This is a genomic window from Microcoleus sp. B6-A1, assembly GCF_036705085.1.
Taxonomy (GTDB): Bacteria; Cyanobacteriota; Cyanobacteriia; order Cyanobacteriales; family Microcoleaceae; genus Microcoleus.
This window is the reverse complement of sequence record NZ_JAUBTU010000041.1, coordinates 1-22,273: the sequence shown is the minus strand read 5'-3', so window position 1 is coordinate 22,273 and position 22,273 is coordinate 1. Positions and strand designations below refer to the sequence as shown.

General features: G+C 46.2%; 12 protein-coding genes, 1 tRNA gene and 3 pseudogenes. 7 read left to right on the top strand and 9 right to left on the bottom strand.

The annotated features are described in order from the left end of the window. Nucleotides 1–69: 69 nt before the first annotated feature. A complete protein-coding gene (locus QUB11_RS16770; protein ID WP_333204813.1) occupies nucleotides 70–1,344 on the bottom strand; it encodes a ribulose bisphosphate carboxylase small subunit in 1,275 nt (424 codons plus the stop codon). A gap of 128 nt (nucleotides 1,345–1,472) precedes the next feature. On the opposite strand from QUB11_RS16770, the gene QUB11_RS16765 reads away from it, so the two are divergent. The 3 genes from QUB11_RS16765 (at nucleotide 1,473) to QUB11_RS16755 (ending at nucleotide 8,375) form a co-directional block, all read left to right on the top strand. After that, nucleotides 1,473–2,744, top strand: coding sequence for an aspartate aminotransferase family protein (locus QUB11_RS16765; protein WP_333204815.1), 1,272 nt, complete (start codon nucleotides 1,473–1,475; stop codon nucleotides 2,742–2,744). 701 nt (nucleotides 2,745–3,445) lie between these two features. Then, a complete protein-coding gene (locus QUB11_RS16760) occupies nucleotides 3,446–4,654 on the top strand; it encodes an RNA-guided endonuclease TnpB family protein (protein WP_333204817.1) in 1,209 nt (402 codons plus the stop codon). Between the two features lie 40 nt (nucleotides 4,655–4,694). Continuing rightward, nucleotides 4,695–8,375 (top strand): CHAT domain-containing tetratricopeptide repeat protein, encoded by a 3,681-nt coding sequence (locus QUB11_RS16755; protein ID WP_333204819.1) that lies wholly within the window; start codon nucleotides 4,695–4,697, stop codon nucleotides 8,373–8,375. A gap of 230 nt (nucleotides 8,376–8,605) precedes the next feature. On the opposite strand, the gene QUB11_RS16750 is transcribed toward QUB11_RS16755, so the two are convergent. Both QUB11_RS16750 and gltX read right to left on the bottom strand, forming a co-directional pair. After that, nucleotides 8,606–9,040: a CAAD domain-containing protein gene (locus QUB11_RS16750; RefSeq protein ID WP_333204838.1), complete on the bottom strand. Its 435-nt coding sequence runs from the start codon at nucleotides 9,038–9,040 to the stop codon at nucleotides 8,606–8,608. Between the two features lie 387 nt (nucleotides 9,041–9,427). Then, a pseudogene (gene gltX / locus QUB11_RS16745) lies at nucleotides 9,428–10,870 on the bottom strand (glutamate--tRNA ligase); the annotation flags it as partial. Between the two features lie 816 nt (nucleotides 10,871–11,686). Between gltX and QUB11_RS16740 the strand changes: the two are divergent. After that, nucleotides 11,687–12,235, top strand: coding sequence for a DUF393 domain-containing protein (locus QUB11_RS16740; protein WP_333257145.1), 549 nt, complete (start codon nucleotides 11,687–11,689; stop codon nucleotides 12,233–12,235). A 367-nt stretch (nucleotides 12,236–12,602) separates the two neighbouring features. Here the strand turns inward: QUB11_RS16740 and QUB11_RS16735 are convergent, their stop codons facing one another. The 4 genes from QUB11_RS16735 to QUB11_RS16720 form a co-directional block, all read right to left on the bottom strand. Then, complete coding sequence (locus tag QUB11_RS16735; protein WP_333204825.1) at nucleotides 12,603–13,265, bottom strand: Uma2 family endonuclease; 663 nt, start codon at nucleotides 13,263–13,265, stop codon at nucleotides 12,603–12,605. A gap of 78 nt (nucleotides 13,266–13,343) precedes the next feature. Continuing rightward, nucleotides 13,344–13,417, bottom strand: a tRNA-Asp gene (locus tag QUB11_RS16730). 56 nt (nucleotides 13,418–13,473) lie between these two features. Continuing rightward, nucleotides 13,474–14,601 carry an esterase-like activity of phytase family protein gene (locus QUB11_RS16725; protein WP_333257142.1) on the bottom strand — a complete coding sequence of 376 codons (1,128 nt, stop codon included), beginning with the start codon at nucleotides 14,599–14,601 and terminating at the stop codon, nucleotides 13,474–13,476. 88 nt (nucleotides 14,602–14,689) lie between these two features. Continuing rightward, nucleotides 14,690–16,507, bottom strand: a complete 1,818-nt coding sequence (locus tag QUB11_RS16720) for a TM0106 family RecB-like putative nuclease (protein WP_333204828.1) — start codon at nucleotides 16,505–16,507, stop codon at nucleotides 14,690–14,692. A gap of 160 nt (nucleotides 16,508–16,667) precedes the next feature. On the opposite strand from QUB11_RS16720, the gene QUB11_RS16715 reads away from it, so the two are divergent. Then, nucleotides 16,668–18,029 (top strand): aminotransferase class V-fold PLP-dependent enzyme, encoded by a 1,362-nt coding sequence (locus QUB11_RS16715; protein WP_333204830.1) that lies wholly within the window; start codon nucleotides 16,668–16,670, stop codon nucleotides 18,027–18,029. Between the two features lie 54 nt (nucleotides 18,030–18,083). After that, nucleotides 18,084–18,218, top strand: a pseudogene (locus QUB11_RS16710) (nucleotidyltransferase domain-containing protein); the annotation flags it as partial. An 82-nt stretch (nucleotides 18,219–18,300) separates the two neighbouring features. Here the strand turns inward: QUB11_RS16710 and QUB11_RS16705 are convergent. Together QUB11_RS16705 and QUB11_RS16700 are read right to left on the bottom strand one after the other, a co-directional pair. After that, the gene (locus tag QUB11_RS16705) at nucleotides 18,301–18,906 is read right to left on the bottom strand and encodes a transposase (RefSeq protein WP_333204834.1); all 606 of its coding nucleotides are present in this window, start codon (nucleotides 18,904–18,906) and stop codon (nucleotides 18,301–18,303) included. A 551-nt stretch (nucleotides 18,907–19,457) separates the two neighbouring features. Continuing rightward, nucleotides 19,458–20,660 carry a glycosyltransferase gene (locus QUB11_RS16700; protein WP_333204836.1) on the bottom strand — a complete coding sequence of 401 codons (1,203 nt, stop codon included), beginning with the start codon at nucleotides 20,658–20,660 and terminating at the stop codon, nucleotides 19,458–19,460. Between the two features lie 369 nt (nucleotides 20,661–21,029). Here QUB11_RS16700 and QUB11_RS16695 point away from each other — a divergent pair. Beyond that, a pseudogene (locus tag QUB11_RS16695) lies at nucleotides 21,030–22,206 on the top strand (IS5 family transposase); the annotation flags it as partial. Between the last annotated feature and the right edge of the window lie 67 nt (nucleotides 22,207–22,273).

Genomic DNA, 22,273 nt, shown 5'->3' with positions numbered 1-22,273 from the left:
AAAATCATGTGGGGTGGGCTTTGAGCATCACCCCCAATATGCAAGAATTTAAATGCGTAACAGCTTACCCTAATTCGGCCGCTGAATAATTGTTTCAACTACCCGCCGCTTGACTTTTGGATCGATACCAATCAGCCGCACGTATTCGCCGCCGTGTTCCGCCAAACAAGTTTCTAAAGATGCAACCACATCTTTTTCCTGTGCAGTTTGAATCGTCGCGCAACTTTGCCAAGAACCAGTTTTAAATCGGCGATTATCTGCATATTCCATGCCAATTTTGCAGCCTCTTGCTAATAACTGCTTTACTTGTTCCAATACCTCGGAACTCAGCCGCGCCGCATGACCGTTACCCGCTTCAGAACTTGGCTCAACGTAAGCCTTATAATATTTAGATGACGGGTCGTTTAATTCACTTTGCGTTGGCGCGGCAGCAGGGGCATTGGGGGTTCCTTGAACGTGAAACAGCCGCGATTGGTTGTATTCATCTACTAAGCGCATTTCCTTAATCCGCTTTTGTTGGCCCACCATCAAACTGCCCATTTCTAATAAATGAGCGAGACTGAAATTGGGGTTATGGAAATCTGGCGCTGCTTCCAAAGTGTTTACCAAACGCTTGGAAACTCGCTCGATTCCTACTTTGTGAATGAATTCGCGGATTTGTTCGTCATAAATGCGCGATCGCAAAGCACTAAAAAAGTCGATCGCCTGATCGGCAAAATTATCCACTAACGCGACAATATCGGTTTTTGACAATTTGTCAGACTCAAAAATTCCCCCAACAATGCCAATTTTATCATCCCGGCTCGGTTCCCAATAAAACTTCTCCATCCGCCCGTCGCGAATCAGCGGCGCGTACAGCGTAGAAAAATCATTTCCGGTGACAATAATCGGCACTCGGTGCAGCGGCGTACTGTCATAACTTCCCGGTAACTGCACATTAGTTGGATTATCAGCAATATTCATCAGAGTCGCATTGACCATCTGAGTATTGACAGTATATTGAGTAGTAGTATCGAACCTGCCAGCACCGGCATCCAAATCGTTAATAAAGATGGCGCACATCTCGCCCCGCACCCTAATTTGCTCCGCAGCTTCCCGGTAGCGCAAGCGAATTAAACGCGCCGGATCTCCCGCATCCGGGCTTTCTAATTCCCCACCAGATATCATCACCGGTTCAAAGCCCATCCGCCGAAAAACCAGTTCGGTTTGAAAAGTTTTGCCTTCTCCTTTGCGGCCGTGAATTCCTAAAATTAGGGGGACTCTTACTCCGGGCAAATTTAAAAAGTTTTTAGTGACGTGCACCGCAACTTTATCGAGAAAGTTAGGAGAAATGTAATAACTCATCAGTAGATTTGTGAGGGATTAATTGTTGTTACTGTTATGATTTTATGACAAAACTAACAGCCTGCACCGCTAACCTGGATTTTTACCGTACAATCGAGGTCTACATATTATGTGTTAAGGAGCGATTCGTGAGTCCAGAAACCTTATTAAAAGAACCAAGCGTGCAAGCCGAAGCCAGTCTCTTCAGTTCTGAGAGCTTCGACAGCTATGTAATGACGACTTACGGGCGTTTTGCGATCGCCCTAGAACGGGGCCTCGGCTGCCGCGTTTGGGATACCGAGGGCCGCGAATATCTCGATTTTGTGGCCGGTATTGCTACCTGCACTCTGGGACACGCCCACCCGGCAATGGTTGCAGCGGTAACTAAGCAAATTCAGACCCTGCACCACGTTTCTAACCTTTATTACATCCCCGTACAGGGGGAGCTGGCGAAGTGGCTTGTAGACCATTCTTGCGCTGACAGAGCCTTCTTTTGCAACTCCGGCGCGGAAGCTAATGAAGCGGCAATTAAACTCGCTCGCAAGTACGCCCACGAAAAGTTAAATATCTCGAATCCGACAATCATTACCGCCGTTGCGAGTTTCCACGGGCGGACTTTGGCGACAATTACGGCCACGGGACAGCCTAAATACCAGAAGGGTTTTAGCCCTTTGGTGCCGGGATTTCACTATGTGCCATACAACGATATTAGTGCGATCGAAACGGCGATCGAGCAACTCGACAAAGACGAACGCCAAGTAGCTGCAATTATGCTGGAAGCGCTGCAAGGCGAAGGCGGAGTTCGCCCCGGAGATATCGCCTACTTCCAGCGCATTCGGGAAATTTGCGACGAAAAAGGCATTTTGCTGATTCTCGACGAAGTGCAAGTCGGGATGGGACGCAGCGGCAAATACTGGGGCTATGAAAACCTCGGCATTGAACCGGATATCTTTACGTCTGCCAAAGGGTTAGGTGGCGGTATCCCGATCGGCGCTATGCTGTGCAAATCTTCCTGCGATGTATTTGAACCGGGAAGCCACGCCAGCACTTTCGGCGGCAATCCTTTTGCTTGCGCTGTTGCTTTGTGTGTGTGCCAAACTTTAGAACGGGAAAACCTTCTGGAAAACGTGCAGCAGCGCGGGGAACAGTTGAAAGCAGGGCTCAACAAGTTGGCGGCCGCATATCCGCATTTAATTGCTGAGGTGCGCGGCTGGGGTTTGATTGTCGGGATGGAATTGCAAGCTGACATCGAACTTACATCCGCTGATATCGTCAAATCTGCCATCGCTGCAGGAGTTTTGTTGGTTCCTGCAGGGCCGAAAGTGCTGAGATTTGTCCCGCCACTGATTGTCACTGCCGCTGAAGTCGATCGAGCTCTGCTGGCAGTGGAGTCTGCCTTGCGTTCTCAAGCGGTACAGTAAAATCTACGGAGTTGATTTTTGTTAGCTGTAGTGCTGAAGCTCGCGCAATATCCTAGATAACTCACTTATATCATGTCCGATCGATTGACCATAATATCCCGGCCGGGCGGGTTTTTGAGATTGTCAATTATTGGCAGATATTGTTGGTGAACCCGCCCCTACCTGATGAATGGTAATCGACCGGATAGGATTTTACTCCCGGACACACTCTTCCTCAGAAACCGGGTTTCTTTCGAGATTTCTCGTTACCAAACCCCATAGTTTCCCAGAAACCGGGTTTCTTAGCCTAAGTCCGATCGGGGTAAAAGTAAACCCGTCCCGCTGCAAGTCTGTCGGGGCGGGTTTGTCAATTTTAGAAAGGCCTGTGAAACCCGCCCCCACAGGGTGACAGCGCCTTTAACCGCGATTTTACTCAAGAGCCACGCGCAAAATCATACTATTAGCGATCGTAGGTGCTAGTTTCGCTATCTGCGTATCTGTTGGGACTGGTGAATCCTGGTTTAACTATTTCGCCCCCTTCCCACTAAACCGAGTACCGTTATAGTGGGAAGGGCAGGTGAGGGCGATTGCATCCTCAAGTAATTTTGCTTATCGCTTTCTAGAGATAAAATATGTAATCTTCGTCACAAAATTTTTTCGTAATGCTTTGATAATCAACTGTATATTGTGAGAGAATAGAAGAACCAAGGAGGTGATGTTGATTGCTATACAAGGCTATCCAAGTTCGTTTGTATCCTACCCAAAATAAACAAATACAAGTAGCTTCAACTTTTGGGGGTGCGCGTTGGTGGTCTAATTATGCTCTAAATAAATCAATTGAAGTTTATAAAAAAACTGGTAAAGCACGTGGCTGCTCCGGGTTCAACACACTTTTACTGACTCTCAATAAAATCGAGGAAAGTGGAGGGTTAGGTGAGTTATACAGCCAATTTTTGCAATTTACTACGCTCAATTTAACCACTGCCTACAAATTTTTTTTTGATAGATTGGCTGGCTTTTATAAGTTCCCATCTCAAGAGAAAAAACAGTCATTTCAGTATCCTCAAACCGTCACATTGGTAGCGGATACTAGAATTTTCCGGTATAGCGAAATAACTAAGCCCCAAATAAATAGATATAGATTAAGTGAGGGTAAAATTCCTAATTCAATTATTAGTAAAAAATATTCAGGGAAATATCTGGCATCTATACTGACTGAAATTCAAGCTGAGAACCAGACAACAAAAAAAGGTAGGATTGCGGGCATTGATTTAGGATTGAAATACTTTGCTATTGTCCCCGATGATGAAAAAAAATCTAAATATGACTTTAATGCTAAGCATTTGGCAAAGCAGGAGAAGAACTTGAAGCGCCAGCAGAAAAGAAGTAATTCTGAATACAAATATAGAAAAGCTGTGACCAAGGTATGCGAACGGTTGAGGAATTCGTGGCAAGATTTTCTACATAAACTTAGTTATAAGTGGGTCAGCGATCGCCTCGCGGTCATAGTAGAAAAATTTCATTTCTGGGACATGATTCGCAATTCCAATTGGGCGAAAGCAATATCAGATGAGGTTTGGGAAACTTTTACCAACTTCTTAGCCTACAAGTGGGAACGCAAAAGCGGAAACTTAGTCGAGATTGATAGAGGGGTTTCCAGTTCCAAACTTTGTTCTAATTGTTTCGATCAAATGACCGAGATGCCATTAGATATGAGGGAATGGACTTGTCCTCACTGTGCTACCGATCGCGATCGGGAGGGGAACGCAGCGATAAAGATGAAAGCAGAAGGTATCAAAATACTAAAGGCGGAAGGTTCAGCCGTTTCGGCTTTAGGAGGCGAGGTAAGACCAAAGCTGGGACGAAAGTCTCCGCTAAGGCACTCGCCTATGAGTACAGAAGCCCCTACTATATTCGGTACTACGATTTAGGGGTGGGTAGTTCACTTGGTTGCAGGGAAGCAGCGCTCCTATGGTTAATAGTTTGGCGGAATGCACGATGGACGAACAGCGTCGCAAAACTGATGTTAATATGCTCCAAGCGCTGCTGGAAAATCCTGGGGACTCAGGAATAGATTTGATTTTGAGGACGAACCCAAAGTCGATCGACTTTGGGTTCGTGCAAACGCTTTATTTGGAAGAAGTGGCACTGACGCGAGAAAGCTTGCTGAAAGCTGCAAAATTTTTCCAAAGGGCGATCGCACCCTTAGAATCTGCAAAAGGGAATTATAAATTGCCCGCAACCGGGGCAGCCTATCTGGCTTTTTTAGCAGAAGTATTGCAGGCAGTGGCGCGCGGCGCTGATTCGCAGCACCTGTACTCGCTGCTGAGAAACAATTTAGACAAACTCGACCAGAATTTCGCACAACTGCTGCGCCACTGGGCAAATTTGGTGTTTTCTGCAGCCACAGAATCGGAGACTAGGCGCATTGCAGCGTTAATCGGCAATCTGAGCAACAAAATTGGGCGGTTTCCCCTCGGCAGCAAGGCTCATAACTTGGAAATCGAAATTGCCGGTTACGAAACAGTTGCCAAGGTGTTTACCCGCAAAGACTTTCCCCAAGAATGGGCGGTGATGCAAAACAATCTGGGCAACGCTTATAGCGATCGTCCCAAAGGTGATAAGGCTCAAAATATCGAACAGGCGATCGCTTGCTTTGAAAATGCCCTACAAGTACGCACTCCCGAACAGTACCCGGAACAGTGGGCGACGCTGCAAAACAATCTGGGCAACGCTTACAGCGAGCGTCTCAGGGGAGATCCTGCAGACAATCTAGAACAGGCGATCGCTTGCTATCAAAACGCGCTGCAAGTTCGCAGCCGCGAGGCTTTCGGGGAAGAGTGGGCGAGCACTCAAAACAATCTCGGCCGTGCTTACAGCCGCCGACTGCGGGGCAACCGAGCCCAAAATCTGGAACTGGCAGTCGCTTGCTACCAGAATGCTTTGCAAGTCTACAACCGCAAGGTGTTTCCCCGGCGTTGGGCTACAACTCAAAATAATTTGGCAAATGCTTACTGCGAGTTGCTGCGGGGCAACCGCGCTGAAAATCTCGAATACGCGGTTACGTGCTATCAGAGAGCTTTGCAGGTGCGGACTCGGGAAGCTTTTCCGCAGCAGTGGGCGACGACTCAAAGGAATTTGGGCCGGGTGTTTGTCGATCGCATCAAAGGCGATCCGGTGGAAAATTTGGAAATGGCGATCGCCTGCTATCAAAATGCTTTACAAGTCTACACCCGCATCAAATTTCCCGAAGTCTGGGCTTCGATCCAAACTTACCTCGGTAGGATATACAGTCGGCGGGTGAAAGGGGAAAAAGCCGAAAATATGGAAATGGCGATCGCCTGCTATCAAAATGCTTTGCTATTTTGCAACCGCCAAAAAACTCCCGAACGCTGGGCAATGCTGTGTGCCTACCTCGGCCGCGCTTTCTGCGAACACCTGAAAGGGGAAAAAAACCGCAATCTCAAAAGCGCGATCGCCTGCTATCAAAATGCGGGCGAAGTCTACACCAGGCAGGCATATCCCAACCGCTGGGCAATGCTGCAAATTTATCTCGGCAGGGCTTATTCGCAACTGACAGAGACGGAAAACTTGTCGCACATGGAAAGCGCGATCGGCTGCTATCACAGTGCCTGTCAAGTCTACACTCGCGAAACCTATCCTCACCGCTGGGCTGAAATTTTATTTTATTTGGGTCAAGCTTACCGAGTTCGAGGCGACTTGCTTCGCGCTTACGGGGTTTTTACTGCTGCTGTCGATACTGTGGAATTTTTGCGTTGCGAAGTTGGGGTTGATACAGTTGATTTTGGCGATTCCCTACGGGATAGCTACGCTTCACGGACGAGTACCGCAAAAGTCAAATTAACCCGGACTTGGGCTGGGCTCTATAAATGCCTGGTGCAAGTTTGCTTGGAACTCGGCGCTAGCGAACCTGAATATTACGCTAAGGCTCTGGAATACGCCGAACGCCACAAAAATCGGAATTTGGTAGAACTGCTGGTTAAATGCCACTTGACTCCGAAAGCCGAAATTCCAGCAGCAGTGCGAAGCGAGTTGGAGTCGCTGCAACTGGAAATAGCGGGGGAACAGCGGCACCAAGAACAGGGAGAACCTGAGCCGAACACGACCTTGATTTCTGAGGGCGATAGCCAAGGTTTGAGCAGCGGTTCTCTGCTGCCGAACTCGGACTTCATGCACTTAAATCAATTGTGGAAGCAGTTTGATAGGTTGATTGCGCGGGAGGTGCAGGCAAATGACCCTTTCTTCAGCCTAGCTCACAAAGTTGAACCGATCGCTTTCGAGCAAATTCGCCAATTGTTGCCTGATGCCAATTGCGCTGCTGTGGTGTGGGCGAGTTTGGGGGAGTTGCTGGTTGCTTTTGTGGTGGTAAAGAGTGAACAATATCCCGCCGTTCACCTGTGTTCGCCGGAAAATGCTTTGGCTGCCGAAAGTTGGGGCCAGGAGTACCTCACCGCTTATTCTGAACAAAAAGGTCGCTGGATCAATCATCTCCAGACTCGCCTCAAACGCTTGGCTACGATGCTGGAAATCGATCGAGTGGTGGCGCTGATTCCCGATAATTGCGATCGGCTGATTTTTGTGCCGCACCGATTTTTGCACGCTTTGCCACTCCACGCTTTGCCTCTGGCGGGGAGAGACGGGTTTGAGGATGGTGGGGGAATTTTTAGGTCTGGGTGGAGCGATCGCAGCGGTTTTGATGTGGAAACCTACAGCCTTTCGGATTTTTCTCAAAGTTCGTCTTTTGGCGACGTTGCAGCGCCTGCTGCTTATTTGATCGATCGATTTGCCGGAGGAATTCGCTATGCTCCTAGCTGTCAGCTATTGCTGTTGAGACAAAGTGCACACGGAGCGGCTATTGGTCGGTACAAACCCGGTTTGCAGCAGCTTTTGGCAATTCCCACTTTCACCAGAGATGCGTTCTACAGCAACATTGAAATCGGCACTATTTCCCAGTATTTTGCCAGTACAGAAGTTGTGCGCCATAAGCCGGCAATTAAAGAGGCTTTTTCCCCAGAAATGTCTGCTAATAATGGGAATTTGTCCCAACAAATAGGGCAGTTGCAGCATAAAAAATGCGCTCACTTTGCTTGTTTGAGTTTGCTTAATTTGGCTTGGCCGCTGAAATCCGCCGTGTTTTTGAGGAATGATTCTCTGAGTTTGGAGGAAATTTTTAATCTGGATTTTAGGCAATATTTTTTAGTTACTTTATCGGGTTGCGAAATTGCCGCTGGCGGAGTTAGCGGTGCTGGAGGAGATTTTGTGGGTTTGTCGGCGGGTTTGTTGTATGCTGGCACGTCTAGTGTGGTTAGCAGTCTTTGGAAGGTGAACGATGTTTCTACGCTGCTGCTGACGAGCAAGTTTTATGAAAATCTGGGACGGTTTTCTCGGTTGCAGGTGGGAGATGTGGCGATCGCGCTGGGGGACGCTCAAAGGTGGCTGCGGGATTTGACTAGCGAGGAATTGGAGGTGTTGCTGGCGGATTTTCAACCTCAAATTTCGCAAATGTTCGATCGGCTTTCTCAAAGTTCTCGCCTGATTGCGGAGGCTTCTTTGCAGCAAATTCGCAACCGCAAACCCTATCCTTTTGCTAATCCTTATTATTGGGCGGCTTTTACGGCTGCTGGGGTTTAGTGATTAGTCATATCATGTCCGGTCAATTAACCATGATTCCTGTAGGGGCCCGTGAGCCAAGATATTGAATAGAAACGGGAAAATCTGTAAACCCGCCCCGGCCTTTAATCGCGGTCAATCGATCATCGGACATGATATCATTAGTGATTAGTCATTTTAAAACCCGACACTAACAACTTATTTAAAGTTATCAATGTCGGGCACAAATTCAACAAACTACCCGCAAAAGTTTAGGACTTTTTGCCGAAAACTTGTTCTTTCAATGCTTGAATTTCTTGACCTAATTGTTGCCGATTGGACGATCGCAGCAAATAGCGGTAGACAAACCACACGGTGTATCCGATACCAATTAGCTCGAATGTGGGTGCTAGCAGGGGGATGTCGTTGAGTTCGTCTATTACGCCCAAAAGCACTTTCAAAGAGACAATCGAGGCTAAAATTACACCGACAACAGTCAGGGGACTTTTGTACTGTTCGTAAAAGCTGCCGATGTAAGCGGGAAACTCGGACAAAATTGCGATAATTTGTTCTTTGATCTGCTGGGTCTGACTTGGCGGTTCTTCGGTAATTATGACTTTTGTTGTACCGCTGGAACTGTCTGCTTCATTTCCGGCAGGAATTTCGGTGATGATAACGGTTGTTTCTGGTTCGTTTGATGAAGTCATTTCTCCACTCGCAATAGTTTTTTGCTGGTTGGCTGCAGGTATTTCAACTGCTGCTGCGGCTGTTTCCACAGGCGATATTTCGACTGCTGAAACCTCGGTGCCGGCTGTTTCCACAGGCGATATTTCGACTGCTGAAGCCTCGGTGCCGGCTGTTTCCACAGGCGATATTTCGACTGCTGAAGCCTCGGTTCCGGGTGTTTCGGTAGCCGATATTTCGACTGTTTCCACAGGCGATATTTCGACTGCTGTCACCTCTGCCGCTGCTGTTTCCACAGTCGGTGTTTCGACTGCTGGCTGTTCTGTAGCAGGAGTTTCGGCGACTGTTTCTGCGTTTGGTTGTTCTGGGGTTGGAGTTTCGGCCGCCACACCAACACCAGGCAAATTCAAGTTGCTAATGGCATCAAGCAAACGGGTTTTAGCCGTTCCTCGCTGGTGAAGGATTACCCAAGATTCTATCAGGTCGGGGCCGTGCATTGCACCTGTCAGAGCGGCTCTGAGCGATCGCATAATTAGCCCTTTGTTAAGATTTTTCTCTTTACTGAGCTTTTTAGTGATTTTCTGAGCTTCCGCTGATGTCAGGGAGGAATGACTTTCCATCGCTTCTACAACTGCTTGTAAAGCCTGTGCAGCCCCTGTTTGCTGCAATTGTGCGAGTGCTTCTTCTTCGTATTCCACGGTGGTGGAGAAGAATACCTTACACATATCCACAGCATCGGTTAAGCGAACGAGACTCGGGCCGATTAAAGCAGCTATTTGTTCGAGCCAGGGGCGATCGGCCTCCAAGTCAAACTCATAACCGCCTTTCTGCCACCAATAAGGTATCAGCAAATCTGTCAATTGCGGCACTGGCATTTTGTGCAGGTATTGACTGTTTAGCCAATTGAGTTTATCCCAATCAAATTTTGCACCAGCTTTGTTGACTCGATAGAATGTAAATAATTCTGCTGCTTCCGACAGTGTAAATATTTCCTGCGTGGAATCCGGCGGAGTCCAACCGAGCAAAGTCATGTAATTAACTAAAGCTTCGGGCAGGTAGCCCATATCTTTGAAGTCAGAAATCGAGGTTACGCCGTCGCGTTTAGAAAGCTTTTGTCCTTGGGAGTTTAAAATCAGCGGCGTGTGGGCAAATTCTGGGATTGTCGCGCCCAAAGCTTCGTAGAGCAATATTTGTTTGGGAGTATTGCCGATGTGATCTTCGCCGCGGATGACGTGGGTGATGCCCATGTCGATGTCATCGACAACTACGGCGAGGTTGTAGAGTGGTTGGCCGATGACGCCGCCGCTGGATGCACGGGCAATTACCATATCACCGCCGAGGTCGCTACCTTTCCAGGTTACGGTGTCGCGCACCATGTCGTTCCAAGCGATCGTGCGATCGTCGTCGATGATAAACCGAATCACAGCTTGTCGCCCTTCGCCTTCAAAAGCTGCGCGCTGTTGGCTTGTCAAGTTGCGGTGCCGGTTGTCGTAGCGGGGGGCTTGTTTGTTGGCTTTTTGTGCTTCCCGCATTTCGTCGAGTTCTTCCGACGTGGTGTAGCAGCGGTAGGCGAGTCCATTGTCGAGAAGGGTTTGGACTGCTTGGCGGTATATTTCCAGACGCTGCGACTGAAAACTGGGGCCTTCGTCCCACTCCATACCCAGCCAGGTGAGTCCTTCGAGGATGTTATCGGTGTATTCGCTTTTAGAACGTTCTACGTCTGTGTCTTCTACCCGCAGGATGAATTTGCCGCCTTGGTTGCGGGCAAACAGCCAGTTGAATACGGCGGTTCTGGCGGTACCGATGTGTAGGTTTCCGGTGGGACTGGGGGCTAGACGGACTCTGACATTCATGTAGATTTTTGCTTTTAGATTGGGGGCGATTTGCTGGTTGGGCGAATAGCTGATGTGTGAAATACCTAGCACTGACCTTCGGTGAGCGTTTAGGCTTCGTGTATCATCTGCCGTTGCTCTGTTGGGTATCTCATTACCGAGATTCGTCACTGAAGACGATCCGAGTCTGACACTGCATCTCTAGCTTTGCAGCCTTTATCCCTTCGTAGGGAACCCACGCAGAAGTCCTGTTTCCCAAGACCAAAAACTGTTTTCGTACAACAAACATGGTTTATATTTTACGGTAGGGCGTTACCTTGCCAACCAGCGGTCTGTTTTTTCCCCTTTTCTCTCGCAGTTATCCTTGGTAAGCATACTACTGCTACTGTGACCTGTTGTTTGCAGTCGAGTGGGTGGGTCGCAACCACTTATATCTTACAGGTTTTTTTGCTAGAGAAACAGTAAATTGTCGCTCTTTTTCATAGACCTTGCGAAAGCTTATATCCCAACGCCCAATTGAGTACAATTACAGCGTGGGACTTACGCCAATTGAGTTAAGACTTCAAATTTTATTATATTTTTTTGTTGCCGACTTAATAGTTGTGCTTGGCAGGTGCTTTGCCTCTAATTGCTTGATAATACGCGATCCTGTTCGAGGGCTTTCCTTCGGATCGCGAAAGCGGGCGGGCGATCGGGCGAAAGTCTCCGGCAAGGCAGGAGAGGGCATCTTGATGATATTAGCTTGCGGGTGGCCAAGACGGGATTCACCTTTGGGACTATTTTTCACAGCACAAATAACTGCTTTAGGAGTACCCAAGGCGCACCTGATAACTATTGATGCTTGTAAAATGTTTGTGTGCGATCGACGAAATTAAAATATATTTCCCTATGTCTGCTGCTAAAACCGAGTTTTCCGAATCTGTTGCGCCCTCACCCAACTCTGTTGCGCCTGCTTGGCAGATTGAGTTGCTGTACGACGGTGAATGTCCTCTGTGCGTGCGGGAGGTTAATTTCTTAAAAAAACGCGATGCGGGACGAGGTTTAGTGTCGTTTGTGGATATCGCGGATGATGGCTACAACCCGAAGGCCCACGGCGGAATCGACTACGAAACGGCGATGGGTCGGATTCACGCGATATTACCCGACGGTACGGCAATTAAAAATGTGGAGGTTTTTCGCCGCACCTACGAGATTTTAGGGATGGGATGGATTTATGCAGTTACTAAGTTACCAGTGATCGGGGCGATCGCCAATTGGCTGTACGGAATTTGGGCCCACTGGCGACTGAAGTTGACGGGAAGGCCGGATTTAGCAATAATTATGAGCGATCGAACTCAGCGCATCAAGTGCGAAAGTCAGGGCCGCTGCCGGCCAAACTCGAAATGAGTCATATTTAGTAAGTGCGATCGGTCTATCAGAAGATGTCAGCAGAAACAGACTGCACCTAACATTAAAGATTGACTACTATTAAAAGCGGGAAAGAAAATGCAAGATGCAGGTTATACAGTTTTCATGGGCTTCGGTGGTCTCTGGATACTTATGGGAATTGCCGCTGTGATTTTCCTGTTCAAATCGGACGGTCAAAAACTTAGGTTTGGCAAATGGGGACTGCTAGTTGCTATTCCGATTCTCGTGCCCATCGTCCTGGTTTTGACATATCAGATAGCCCGACCCTTTATTTCCTCGCACCTTTGAGCGCTGCTGGGAGTCGATCGTCCGTGGGAGAAAGGAATTAGTTCTATTAAGTTTAGTATTATTGCTCATTTTCGGGCGATCGCAACTGCTCGTTCGCCCATTGACGCAAAGACCGAATTATGGCATTGTCATCTTGAGTTTCTGCCATCTGCAAGAATTGATTGAGCATTGCTACAGAAAGGATGGGAAATGTCGGACTGCGATCGCAGGTAATATATTCCCGATTTTGCAATTGATAAATTTGTACATTTTGTCCCCGATACCGCCAAACTTCAGGGATTTCTAGCTGTGTGTAAACTACAAATCGATTAGAAGAAGGACTGGTAATATCAACTTCAATTACCAAGTCTGGGGGAGGAGCGGTTGAGATGTCAAGCCTTCTCCCTAGAATGCGATCAACATTTTGGATATAAAAACAGGAATCTGGTTCTGCACCTTGTTCTAAATCTTCACGGTTGAGAGTCGTCGAACCAAATCCCTTAATCTTCAAGTCCAACTCCTCAGTCAAAGCTGTAACAATCCGTTTAAGCAAACAGTTAATAGTTTCATGCAAGTCGGATGGCATGAGAATTTCTAAGACTCCTTGAGAGTATGAAAATCGCGAGGCTCTCTTGTCTCCTGCTTCTGCTAATAAGCTTTCGTAAGTCTGCCAACTGATATTAGATAATACTACCCGTTGTGTAGTTTTTTCCGGTGAGAGGTTAATGAGCGTAACGGTCATATTTCGCTCCTCCTTACTCAATTAATAAAATACCAAAAGCTTAAACTTTGTATTTTAAACTTTCTATTTACGAGAGAACGGGACAGACGGGGCTCGAACCCGCAACTTCCGCCGTGACAGGGCGGTGCTCTAACCAATTGAACTACTGTCCCTCGTTTTGCCGTTTTTTCAGGCACAATTTCTATTATGCCTATAACTTCACCTTTTGTCAAGAGGTTTTTTGAACTTTTATTTGGAAGCCCAAAATTTGAGTCTCTTGCAACGGGCTGAAGTTGTTGTCGCTCACCAAAATCAGACCTCTGCTAGCATCCGCCAGGACGGGGCCAAATGTCAACCCCTCAATGTTGTCTAGGGGAATTTTCAGCGTGTCCAAATCCAGCAGCAGGCGTTTTTGAGCGGTAGAAACCTCGCCCAGACGGCTTTTGAGGCTTTCGAGTGCTTCAATACGATCGCCCTTTTCCAGAGAAATCTCAAAAATTCTGATAGTTGTGCCGGTTTCCAGGGAGAAAGCACGCTCTAAACTCAGCAAGCGGTTATCGTGGATCGCCAACAAATCCACTAAACCGTTGCTAGTTAATTTTCCCACAGGATTCGCACCAGCGGGTAGCGGTTCGGTGATGTAGAGAAACGATGCTTCTGGATTGCCGCTCACCGCATCGTAGCGCAAAATCCGGCACGGGCTCCCAGTTTCCAGGGAAGCTACGGCGCCATCTTGAACTATAGCGTTTTCGGTAGCGGTGAATAGATATTTGCGATCGGGCGTTAAAGTTAAACTTTCAAAAGCGAGATTGTTGCGGATTCCTTTAGTGCCTTTGTCATCCGGCAAAAACAGTTCAGGAATTGCCAGCGTTTTCAGGAGTTTACCATCGAGGGAGAACTCTTTGATAAAAGGATTTATTTGGCGATCGACATCTCCCTCAGAAGAAACAAAAACGCTATTGCCAGTAAAAGCTATCCCTTCGGGATCTAAACTTAATTCAGGAAAACCTTTGCCGTTTTCATCTAATAAAGTAGTGACACCAGTAAAAGTAATTTGCTCTTTTTCCAGTTTACCAGATTGCAAGTTGATTTTGAGAGTATAGAAACGCGCCGGAGCCTTGCTGCTGCGGTCATCAGAAATGGCATAATAAACTTGTTTCTCGGCATCATAAGTAATGCCCGAAAGTCCGCCAATCTCCGTCCCCTGAAACGGAGAACCTGTCGGAAATATTGCTCTACCGATAAAATCTATTTTCGTAACAGCGAAAGATTGAGCTGATTGGTTTACCCAAATAGCAACACTTGCTGCCATCAAAAAACAGACAATAAATATAGTTGCTTTTCCTAGCTTTCGCATTTTACCAATAAATACATTATTACCTATCTTCCTCTTCCCTTTCTTCCTTCGCACGCTTGGCGTCTTCGCGGTTCATTACATCTAAAAATCACGGCTCATGATTCAGCAAAAAATTGGTCAACCAATCTTTAACTATGTATGTAGCACGACAGTCGTCCTCATTGTACCGGACGATCGCCTCTAGGAGCGATCGATCGCCAGTTTTAAGCCAATCGTCGTACCAGCAGACGCACTGAGCACCATTAGCCTTAGCATCTCGCCAGTCAAAACCCAGCCAGCGGGCCATTGGTTTGAGTGCGTAACTTTCCACCGGCATAATCGCTTTTTGCGTCACTTGTTTGTGAATATCTACAAACCGTTTCAGCACGGGTTTCCACAAATAAGCTGGAGTATTGTAAAGTTTAGCCAGCCGCTTAAAAGTCTTGACTTCGTAGTCGCAAAAATGGAAAATCGGAGCAATAGGATAAGCCCACATTAATTCTAAAAATTGCTCCCAGATTGCACCTTCCTCTGCTGCTGATTCTGCTAAAAAACCGTGGAATTTTTCCGTATTGTTGTACCTGTCAACAACTAAGACTCCGTGGAGGTAATCCAAGTTTAACTCTGGTTCGGCTTCAATATCAAAGTAGAGTTCGATTGGGGCGATCGGCAAAAACACAGATTGGGAATAGGGAATTGGTTTCTTGCGGAGAATTGGCGCAGGTATAGAAGATGTCGCAGGTTGATTTTCTGTAGTTTTGACGACCTCACTTTTACCTATTACTAAACTCTTTACTGCCATTTCTGGCATGATAAATTGATTAACTTCTGCCTCTTCCCTTCTTCCTTCTTTCCTCACACCTACATCCGTTAAACTTGTTAAATTCCGTACAGTGTTCGCTGCCGAAATTCTATCCGTTACATCCGTTACAAAATCCGTTGCCAAACTTCCTTCTTCCCGCAACAGCGGTTGATTTAGCAAGTGAGATCGAGCTTGCTGCACCACATCAAAAGCAACTCTGTCAGGGAATTCTGGATACTCAGCCAGCAGTGCGGAACTAGCATTAGCGAGAGCTTCTACATCAGTAATTCCGAGAGTTTTTAGTCTAGCATAGCGGCTGGCAGTAACTCCCGGCAATAAGGAAAGATGTTTAATAGATTCTGCTTCGGCGTGACAGATAGTATACCAACCGCAAAGATTGCACTTTTGCCGGGAAATGAACACCTCTGGTTTATCCCGATTTTCTATCATCCGAATGCAATCATCTAAAATCTCGAACATCTGAGGAGTTCGCTGGTCGAGATTCACGGAGTATAGCCCTTTTTTTCGCAGCATCAGCCACGCAGTCTCTGGCATTGTTTCCTGTACGGAAGCTAAAACTTGGGCGTGAAAAGCTGCGATAATTTGATACTCTTGTTTTGGTCGCTTGCTAAGCCAAATATCCGCAGTAATATAACTCCAATTGCCAAATTTTGATTGTCCCGGCTGTTTGATTAATAAATGGGGGCGGCTGATCAGGGTAATGTTTGAAGAGTGAAGATTGGAGGATGAAAGATGAACGGGAGTTTCGGGGATTTCGCCAAATTCTGGGAAATATTGACTGTCAATTCCTACCAGAGAAGTTGTTGCGCCGTTGGTTTGGCCGAATTCGCCCTGGATCAGAACTCCTCGGTAAATGCGATCGACCCCTTGCTGCATTAAACTCAATGTAGCGGCCGCGCCGGCTTCCCAATCCCCTCTAGGATAATATGGTTGTTGGTAAGTCTCGTGTTCCAAAGCTTGCTGCTGGTATGCCGCGCTGTCGCGCATCAGTTTCAGCAAAAAGTCGCTGGGGGGATCTAGTTGTTTCCAGTCTCTGCAGGTGTCTAAAAATGCTCGGAGATTGCATCGTTGATAGGAAAGTAGCAGTTTGTCAGTTATTAACATTTAGTATTCGCAAGGCATAGAATAATTAGAAGGAAAGCACTACAGGGATTTTGACAGGGATACACGGATTGATTATTTAGCTTGAGGCCAAAGTCAAAGGATAGAAAGTTCACACCATCAGTTATTCAATATTAACGCTATCAATAATTCGCCAGAAAAAATGACAAAGGACAATCACCGGCAACAATTCCCAGCTTTGGCCAATAAAGCTTATTTTAACTACGGCGGACAAGGGCCGCTGCCTGAGCCTGCTTTAGAGGCGATTTATGAGGCTTACAAACGGGTGCAGCTTGGGGGGCCGTTTTCGGGGGAGGTGGGGGCTTGGGTGGTTCAGGAGGCGATGCTGACGCGACGTGCGATCGCATCTGAGTTGACCGTACCTCCTGAAACCATCGCCCTGACTGAAGATGTCACCGTCGGCTGCAATATTGCGCTGTGGGGCATTGACTGGAAAGCAGGCGACCATTTGCTGCTTTCTGACTGCGAACACCCCGGCATTGTAGCTAGTGTAATGGAACTTCAGCGCCGTTTCAACATTGAGGTTTCGGTTTGTCCGTTGGCGGCTACTTTGAATGAAGGCGATCCGGTGGCGGTGATTGCTGATAGTTTGCGGCCAAATACTCGGTTGTTGGTTATCAGTCACATTTTGTGGAATACTGGCCAAGTTTTGCCTCTGGCTGAGATTGTGAAAGTGTGTCATGAACCCCCCCTAACCCCCCCTTGGCAAGGGGGGGGACAAGAGAAGTTTTCCCTGGTTCAATCCGAGGGGCAAACAGATATAAAACCCCCCCTAACCCCCCCTTGGCAAGGGGGGGGACAAGAGGAGTTTTCTCTGGTTCAAGGGGATGGGCAAGAGGATTTGTCCCTGATTCAAGGGGGAGGACAAGAGGAATTGCCTGCAAAGAATCACAAAGTTAGAGTGTTAGTTGATGCGGCTCAATCTGTGGGGGTTTTGCCTTTAAATTTGATTGAATCTGGGGTTGACTTTTATGCTTTTACTGGTCATAAATGGTGGTGCGGCCCGGAAGGTTTGGGGGGGCTTTATGTGAGTGCTGAAGCTTTGGCAGATTTGCATCCGGTGTTTATCGGTTGGCGGGGAATTGTGACGGATGCTAATGCTAAAGTTATGGGGTGGAAGTCGGGAGCGCAGCGCTATGAAATTGCGACTTCGGCTTATCCTTTGTATGCGGGTTTGCGGAGTGCGATCGCCCTGCAACATGAATGGGGTACGATCGAGGAAAGGTATGCAGAAATCTGCCGTTTCAGTAAGTATCTCTGGCAGCGTTTGTCGGAACTTCCCGATGTGGAATGTTTGCGGACATCTGCGCCGGAAGCTGGTTTGGTTTCGTTTCTATTAACTAATGGGATGCCGCACAAAAAGCTGGTAGATTTGTTGGAGAAACAGGGGATTATGGTGCGGACTATTCTTAATCCTGATTGTGTGCGGGCTTGTGTTCACTATTTTACAACTGAGGCGGAGATTGATAAGTTGGTTGGAGAAATAGCCATTCAATTAGTATAGTCTCTAGCTTGAGGATTCTGCTAAAATTAAAACTAGATTTCGGAGGCGACTGAGATGTTAGTCAAGAATATCGAAATCCCGAAAACTCAAATAGTTGACTTTTGCCAGCCCTGGAAAACTACTGAATTTGCCTTATTGGGTTCGGTGCTGCGAGATGATTTTCGCCCAGACAGCGACATAGATGTTCTAGGATAGGCATACTTACTTTTCTTTAATCCCTCTACTACTTGCTCATGTTTTGCTTTCTCTTTTGGTGTCGTTGCTGTCTTAATTAAATCTTCTCTCTCTTCCTTTGGCTATCTAACTCCTTGTTAATTTGTGCCATTACCTGAAATCTATCGGCAACTACTTGAGCATTCGGCATTAGTTCTATTACTAAATTTTTATAACCTTTCCACAAATCTATACTTACTTCTTCTATTGACTCTAAGACCTCTGTACCCCATCCTCTCATGACTTGACTAATTTCTGATTGTGTCCTTCCGGCTAAAATGCCGATTAATTTAGACTTATCTAAGTCTATCAATACTGCACAGTAATTTCCTTTTCCTTTGATTATCGCTATTTCATCCATCCCTAGTCTCTTCAACTCGCTGGGTTTTGATTCCGGCGTTGCTGAGGCTGCATCTTTTAAAATCCTTTCTATCTCTTCTGTTGTCACTACTCTTTTTTTCGCGACACTGTGGATATCGTTCTCTAGAACTTCCTGTAGGATTTGGCTGGCTAGCCGTTTTGTGTAAGTCCTTCTTTTTCTGATAAAATCTAAGTCTTCACTAAACAACTTGTGACATTTTTCACCTTTGAATTGCCGTCTATTAATCTCTAAAAATACTAGCTTTTCTCCCCAAGGTAAATCTTTAACTATAGCGGTTCTCAAAAAAGTGAGGTATGCCCACGGAGGCCACGGAGGCCACGGAGGCCACGGAGGCCAGTCGTACCTCATATGAGATCTCGAAAGGCTATATATATCGATGATTTTGATGGACTTTATGACTTTTTGTTCGACAACGAGGACAAATACTTTCTTTTCCGATTGGCTCAAGCTGTAAAATTATCCCAATCCCTTCAGGCTGACGCTGCGAAATTACGTTGATATCCTCTAGATTCAGAAGCTCTGTTAGAAGTTTGATTCCCTTTTTCTTAACCATGACTGTAAATGCATCTCAACCGCTCTTTTCTTCTGTCTACAGTCAATAATAAATGCGCCTCATGTGTCAATACTCGTGGGGATTTGCTCACTATTAGACACACTAAATTTATCTCTTGTTTTCTTGTTTCGCTATATATTTAGCATACTAGGTACTGAAGACCCATTATTATTACATATTATAGTTGGGGTAATTGTCAACAATAAAACCTGATCATTACTTCAACCTTACATAACTAATTAATCAATCAGTGGTGCTTCTCTGACTTATTCAGCAAACCCTACTTAGTAGTGGTTGGTAGGAATTGTATGAGGACAGATTTGAGTAATGTACCCCAACTCCTTTGAGTGTCATAAAATTGCGATTGTAGTCCTAGGCAACTCTGTCGTTTTTGTTCATAGAATTCGTGGTCGTCACACAATTTGAGCAGTGCGTCAGTGTAACCATTGATGTCATCCGGTGGAACTTCTACAATGGCATCCTGCATAGAGTAAATAGCTGGACAGACTGCTGAAGTGACGACAGGGCGACCTGACAAGATGCCTTCGGCGACAACTTTGTTGAACCCCTCTATAAAGTCACTCTTTGTTGGCACGATAACAACGTGCATTCGGTTGAGAATCTGACCCATTTTTTGCTTGTTGCAGTGACCGTGGCATACAAAGTTAGAATCAATCCCCTCAAGCTTTGCCGCCGCACGCACAGATTCTAGGGCAGACCCGTCTCCACAAAGCTCGAATGTGATGTCCTGTCTGCCAAGAGTCGCCAAACGCTTCGCAATTTCCAGAAGATCGAAAACGCCCTTATCTCGTTCAATTCGACTCGCGAATAGGACTCGAAATGGCTTTCGTTTTTGATCGGGAGTATCTATCCCTGCAAACTGCTCGCGGCGATATGTGGGGGAAAAATTCAAAATTTTCCCATGTTTATTAGCTGTAAGCTCTGCTACCTGCTTAGATATATCGTCGGAAATTGTCAATATGGCAGTGCAACTGCTAGCAAAAAAATAATGGCTGAGTTTTAAAATTAATTCTTCCACCTTGCGTTTCGGAATATATTTACGCCACAAAGTGCAATGTAGTGATGGGATGACAGCCACCCCAAACCAAGGAAGTAGCGACAAGATAAACCAGTGTGTTGTTCCATTGCTGACTACTGCAACGTCGGCTCGGAAACGAATAGCTGAGGCAATCAACCGCAGTCCATACCACAATTGACCTAAGTGATAAACTAGACCCGATGAAGAACCCAGTGGAATTGGGCGATGCTCAATCAGGAATCGACCATCATGCAAGGATTTCCTTTCCTCGCATGAAGAGATTACATAAGCCTCTGCATCCAAGTCTCGACACACATCGTAGAATTGACCGGAATAGGTGTTTGAAAGCTGTGAGGGATCGTCTTGACCCACAACCCAATGTTTATAGGTACCAATTACATTTCCACAACCAGCAGCATAAAGAATTCGCAGCTTTTGGGACATTGTTTTTCTATTTAATAGAGTATTTGCCAGTTACTTCCTTGCCAGAAGCTTTGTCATGAGCTACATATCTTAATTCATTGGCGCTAATTAATAATAGCTACTTTCGGGTCAGAAATGTTGAGTAGAGATACAAAACTTTACATAATTTGCGTTATGTAAGATCAATACTTCGGACAGTTTTAGATATAGTCGAGTCTCCAAAACCCTTGCTGGCTATATGCTGGACTATTTTTTCAAGGTTTAAGTAGGGCTTGCTGAATAATCGATCGCACTTGACGTGGCGAAAGGTTAAGAGATGGCACGATCGAGAGTAAAGTGCAAGATAAACAGGTAGAATAGGTCAAAACCCGTGCATCACCATCTGCGATCGTGTACAAAAAAGCTGAGCTTGCTCCCCTCCCACCCTTAGACTTTGAACTAGCTTTCCTGATGTAAATTGTCAGCCCTCAACCGTTGGGTAAAAATGGCCCAAATAATCCCGTGGGATGAATTTGAATCAGAATATGCGGCCAACTTCCCCGCAGAAAAGGGGGCGCCAGCCAAATCCTTTCGGATAGCATTGGGGCATTAATTATTAAAGAAAAATTAGGAATTAGCGATCGCCTCACAGTAGAACAGATTCGGGAAAACCCCTATCTACAATACTTTATTGGTCAATCAAGCTACAGTAACGAGCTACCCTTTGACCCATCTCTATTAGTTCATTTTCGGCAAAGAATTAGTCCGAACTTAATTAATAAAGTCAACGAACGAATGGTTGAAAAAATCCGCTCCATCACCCCAGTTAAACCAGAAAAAAAAAGGATTCGGACGCCAAAAATGACTCACTTAATCGCGGAAAATTAATCATAGATGCTACCTGTGCCCCAGCCGACATTAGTTATCCAACCGACTTAGGACTATTAAACGGGACCAGAGTTCATACAGAAAAAATCATAGACATCCTGTATAAACAAATCAAATAAAAAACCCATAAAAAACCAAGAACCTACCGTAATCTAGCAAGAAAAGACTACTTAGCAGTAGCTTTCGCAAAGACGAACCACCCGAAACAAAAGAAGACAGGCAATTAAAAAACAACTTCAATATATCAAAAGAAACCTCCCTCATATTGAACAGCTAATCGAGTCAGGTGCGACCTTATAAGGTCTGAACAAAAAGCAATATAAAACCAGGCTATTCCTCACAGAAATCTATCGCTAGCAGCAATGGTTATTTGACAACAATAAACAGAGTATTGAGGATAGAATAGTAAGTTTAAGTCAGCCCCACATTCGCCCGAGAGTCAGAGGAAAAGCCGGAAAAAGCGTAGAGAGGCGAGCCAAACTATCAGCCAGTTGTTTTGAAGGATATGTATTCTTAGACCGGATGAGCTGGGATAACTTTAATGAATCAGGAGACTTAAAAGCACTCTTTAGAAGCATATCATAGGTGCACAGGATATTATCCAGAATCCGTTCATGCAGATCGCATTTACCGAAATCGGGAAAACCGAGCATGGTGCAAAGAAAAAGGAATTAGAATCAGTGGACCGCCCCTAGGGCGTCGGTTCAGTATTAGGAGTTGACAAAAAAAGGACTTTATGAAATTAGCCAGTCCATGAGTTAGACTCT

Coding starts and splice junctions, on each gene's coding strand:
- QUB11_RS16770 (WP_333204813.1), bottom strand. CDS start 1,344: ATGAGTTATTACATTTCTCCTAACTTTCTCGATAAAGTTGCGGTGCAC.
- QUB11_RS16755 (WP_333204819.1), top strand. CDS start 4,695: ATGGTTAATAGTTTGGCGGAATGCACGATGGACGAACAGCGTCGCAAA.
- QUB11_RS16750 (WP_333204838.1), bottom strand. CDS start 9,040: ATGACTTCATCAAACGAACCAGAAACAACCGTTATCATCACCGAAATT.
- QUB11_RS16740 (WP_333257145.1), top strand. CDS start 11,687: ATGCTTGTAAAATGTTTGTGTGCGATCGACGAAATTAAAATATATTTC.
- QUB11_RS16735 (WP_333204825.1), bottom strand. CDS start 13,265: ATGACCGTTACGCTCATTAACCTCTCACCGGAAAAAACTACACAACGG.
- QUB11_RS16725 (WP_333257142.1), bottom strand. CDS start 14,601: ATGCGAAAGCTAGGAAAAGCAACTATATTTATTGTCTGTTTTTTGATG.
- QUB11_RS16720 (WP_333204828.1), bottom strand. CDS start 16,507: ATGTTAATAACTGACAAACTGCTACTTTCCTATCAACGATGCAATCTC.
- QUB11_RS16715 (WP_333204830.1), top strand. CDS start 16,668: ATGACAAAGGACAATCACCGGCAACAATTCCCAGCTTTGGCCAATAAA.
- QUB11_RS16700 (WP_333204836.1), bottom strand. CDS start 20,660: ATGTCCCAAAAGCTGCGAATTCTTTATGCTGCTGGTTGTGGAAATGTA.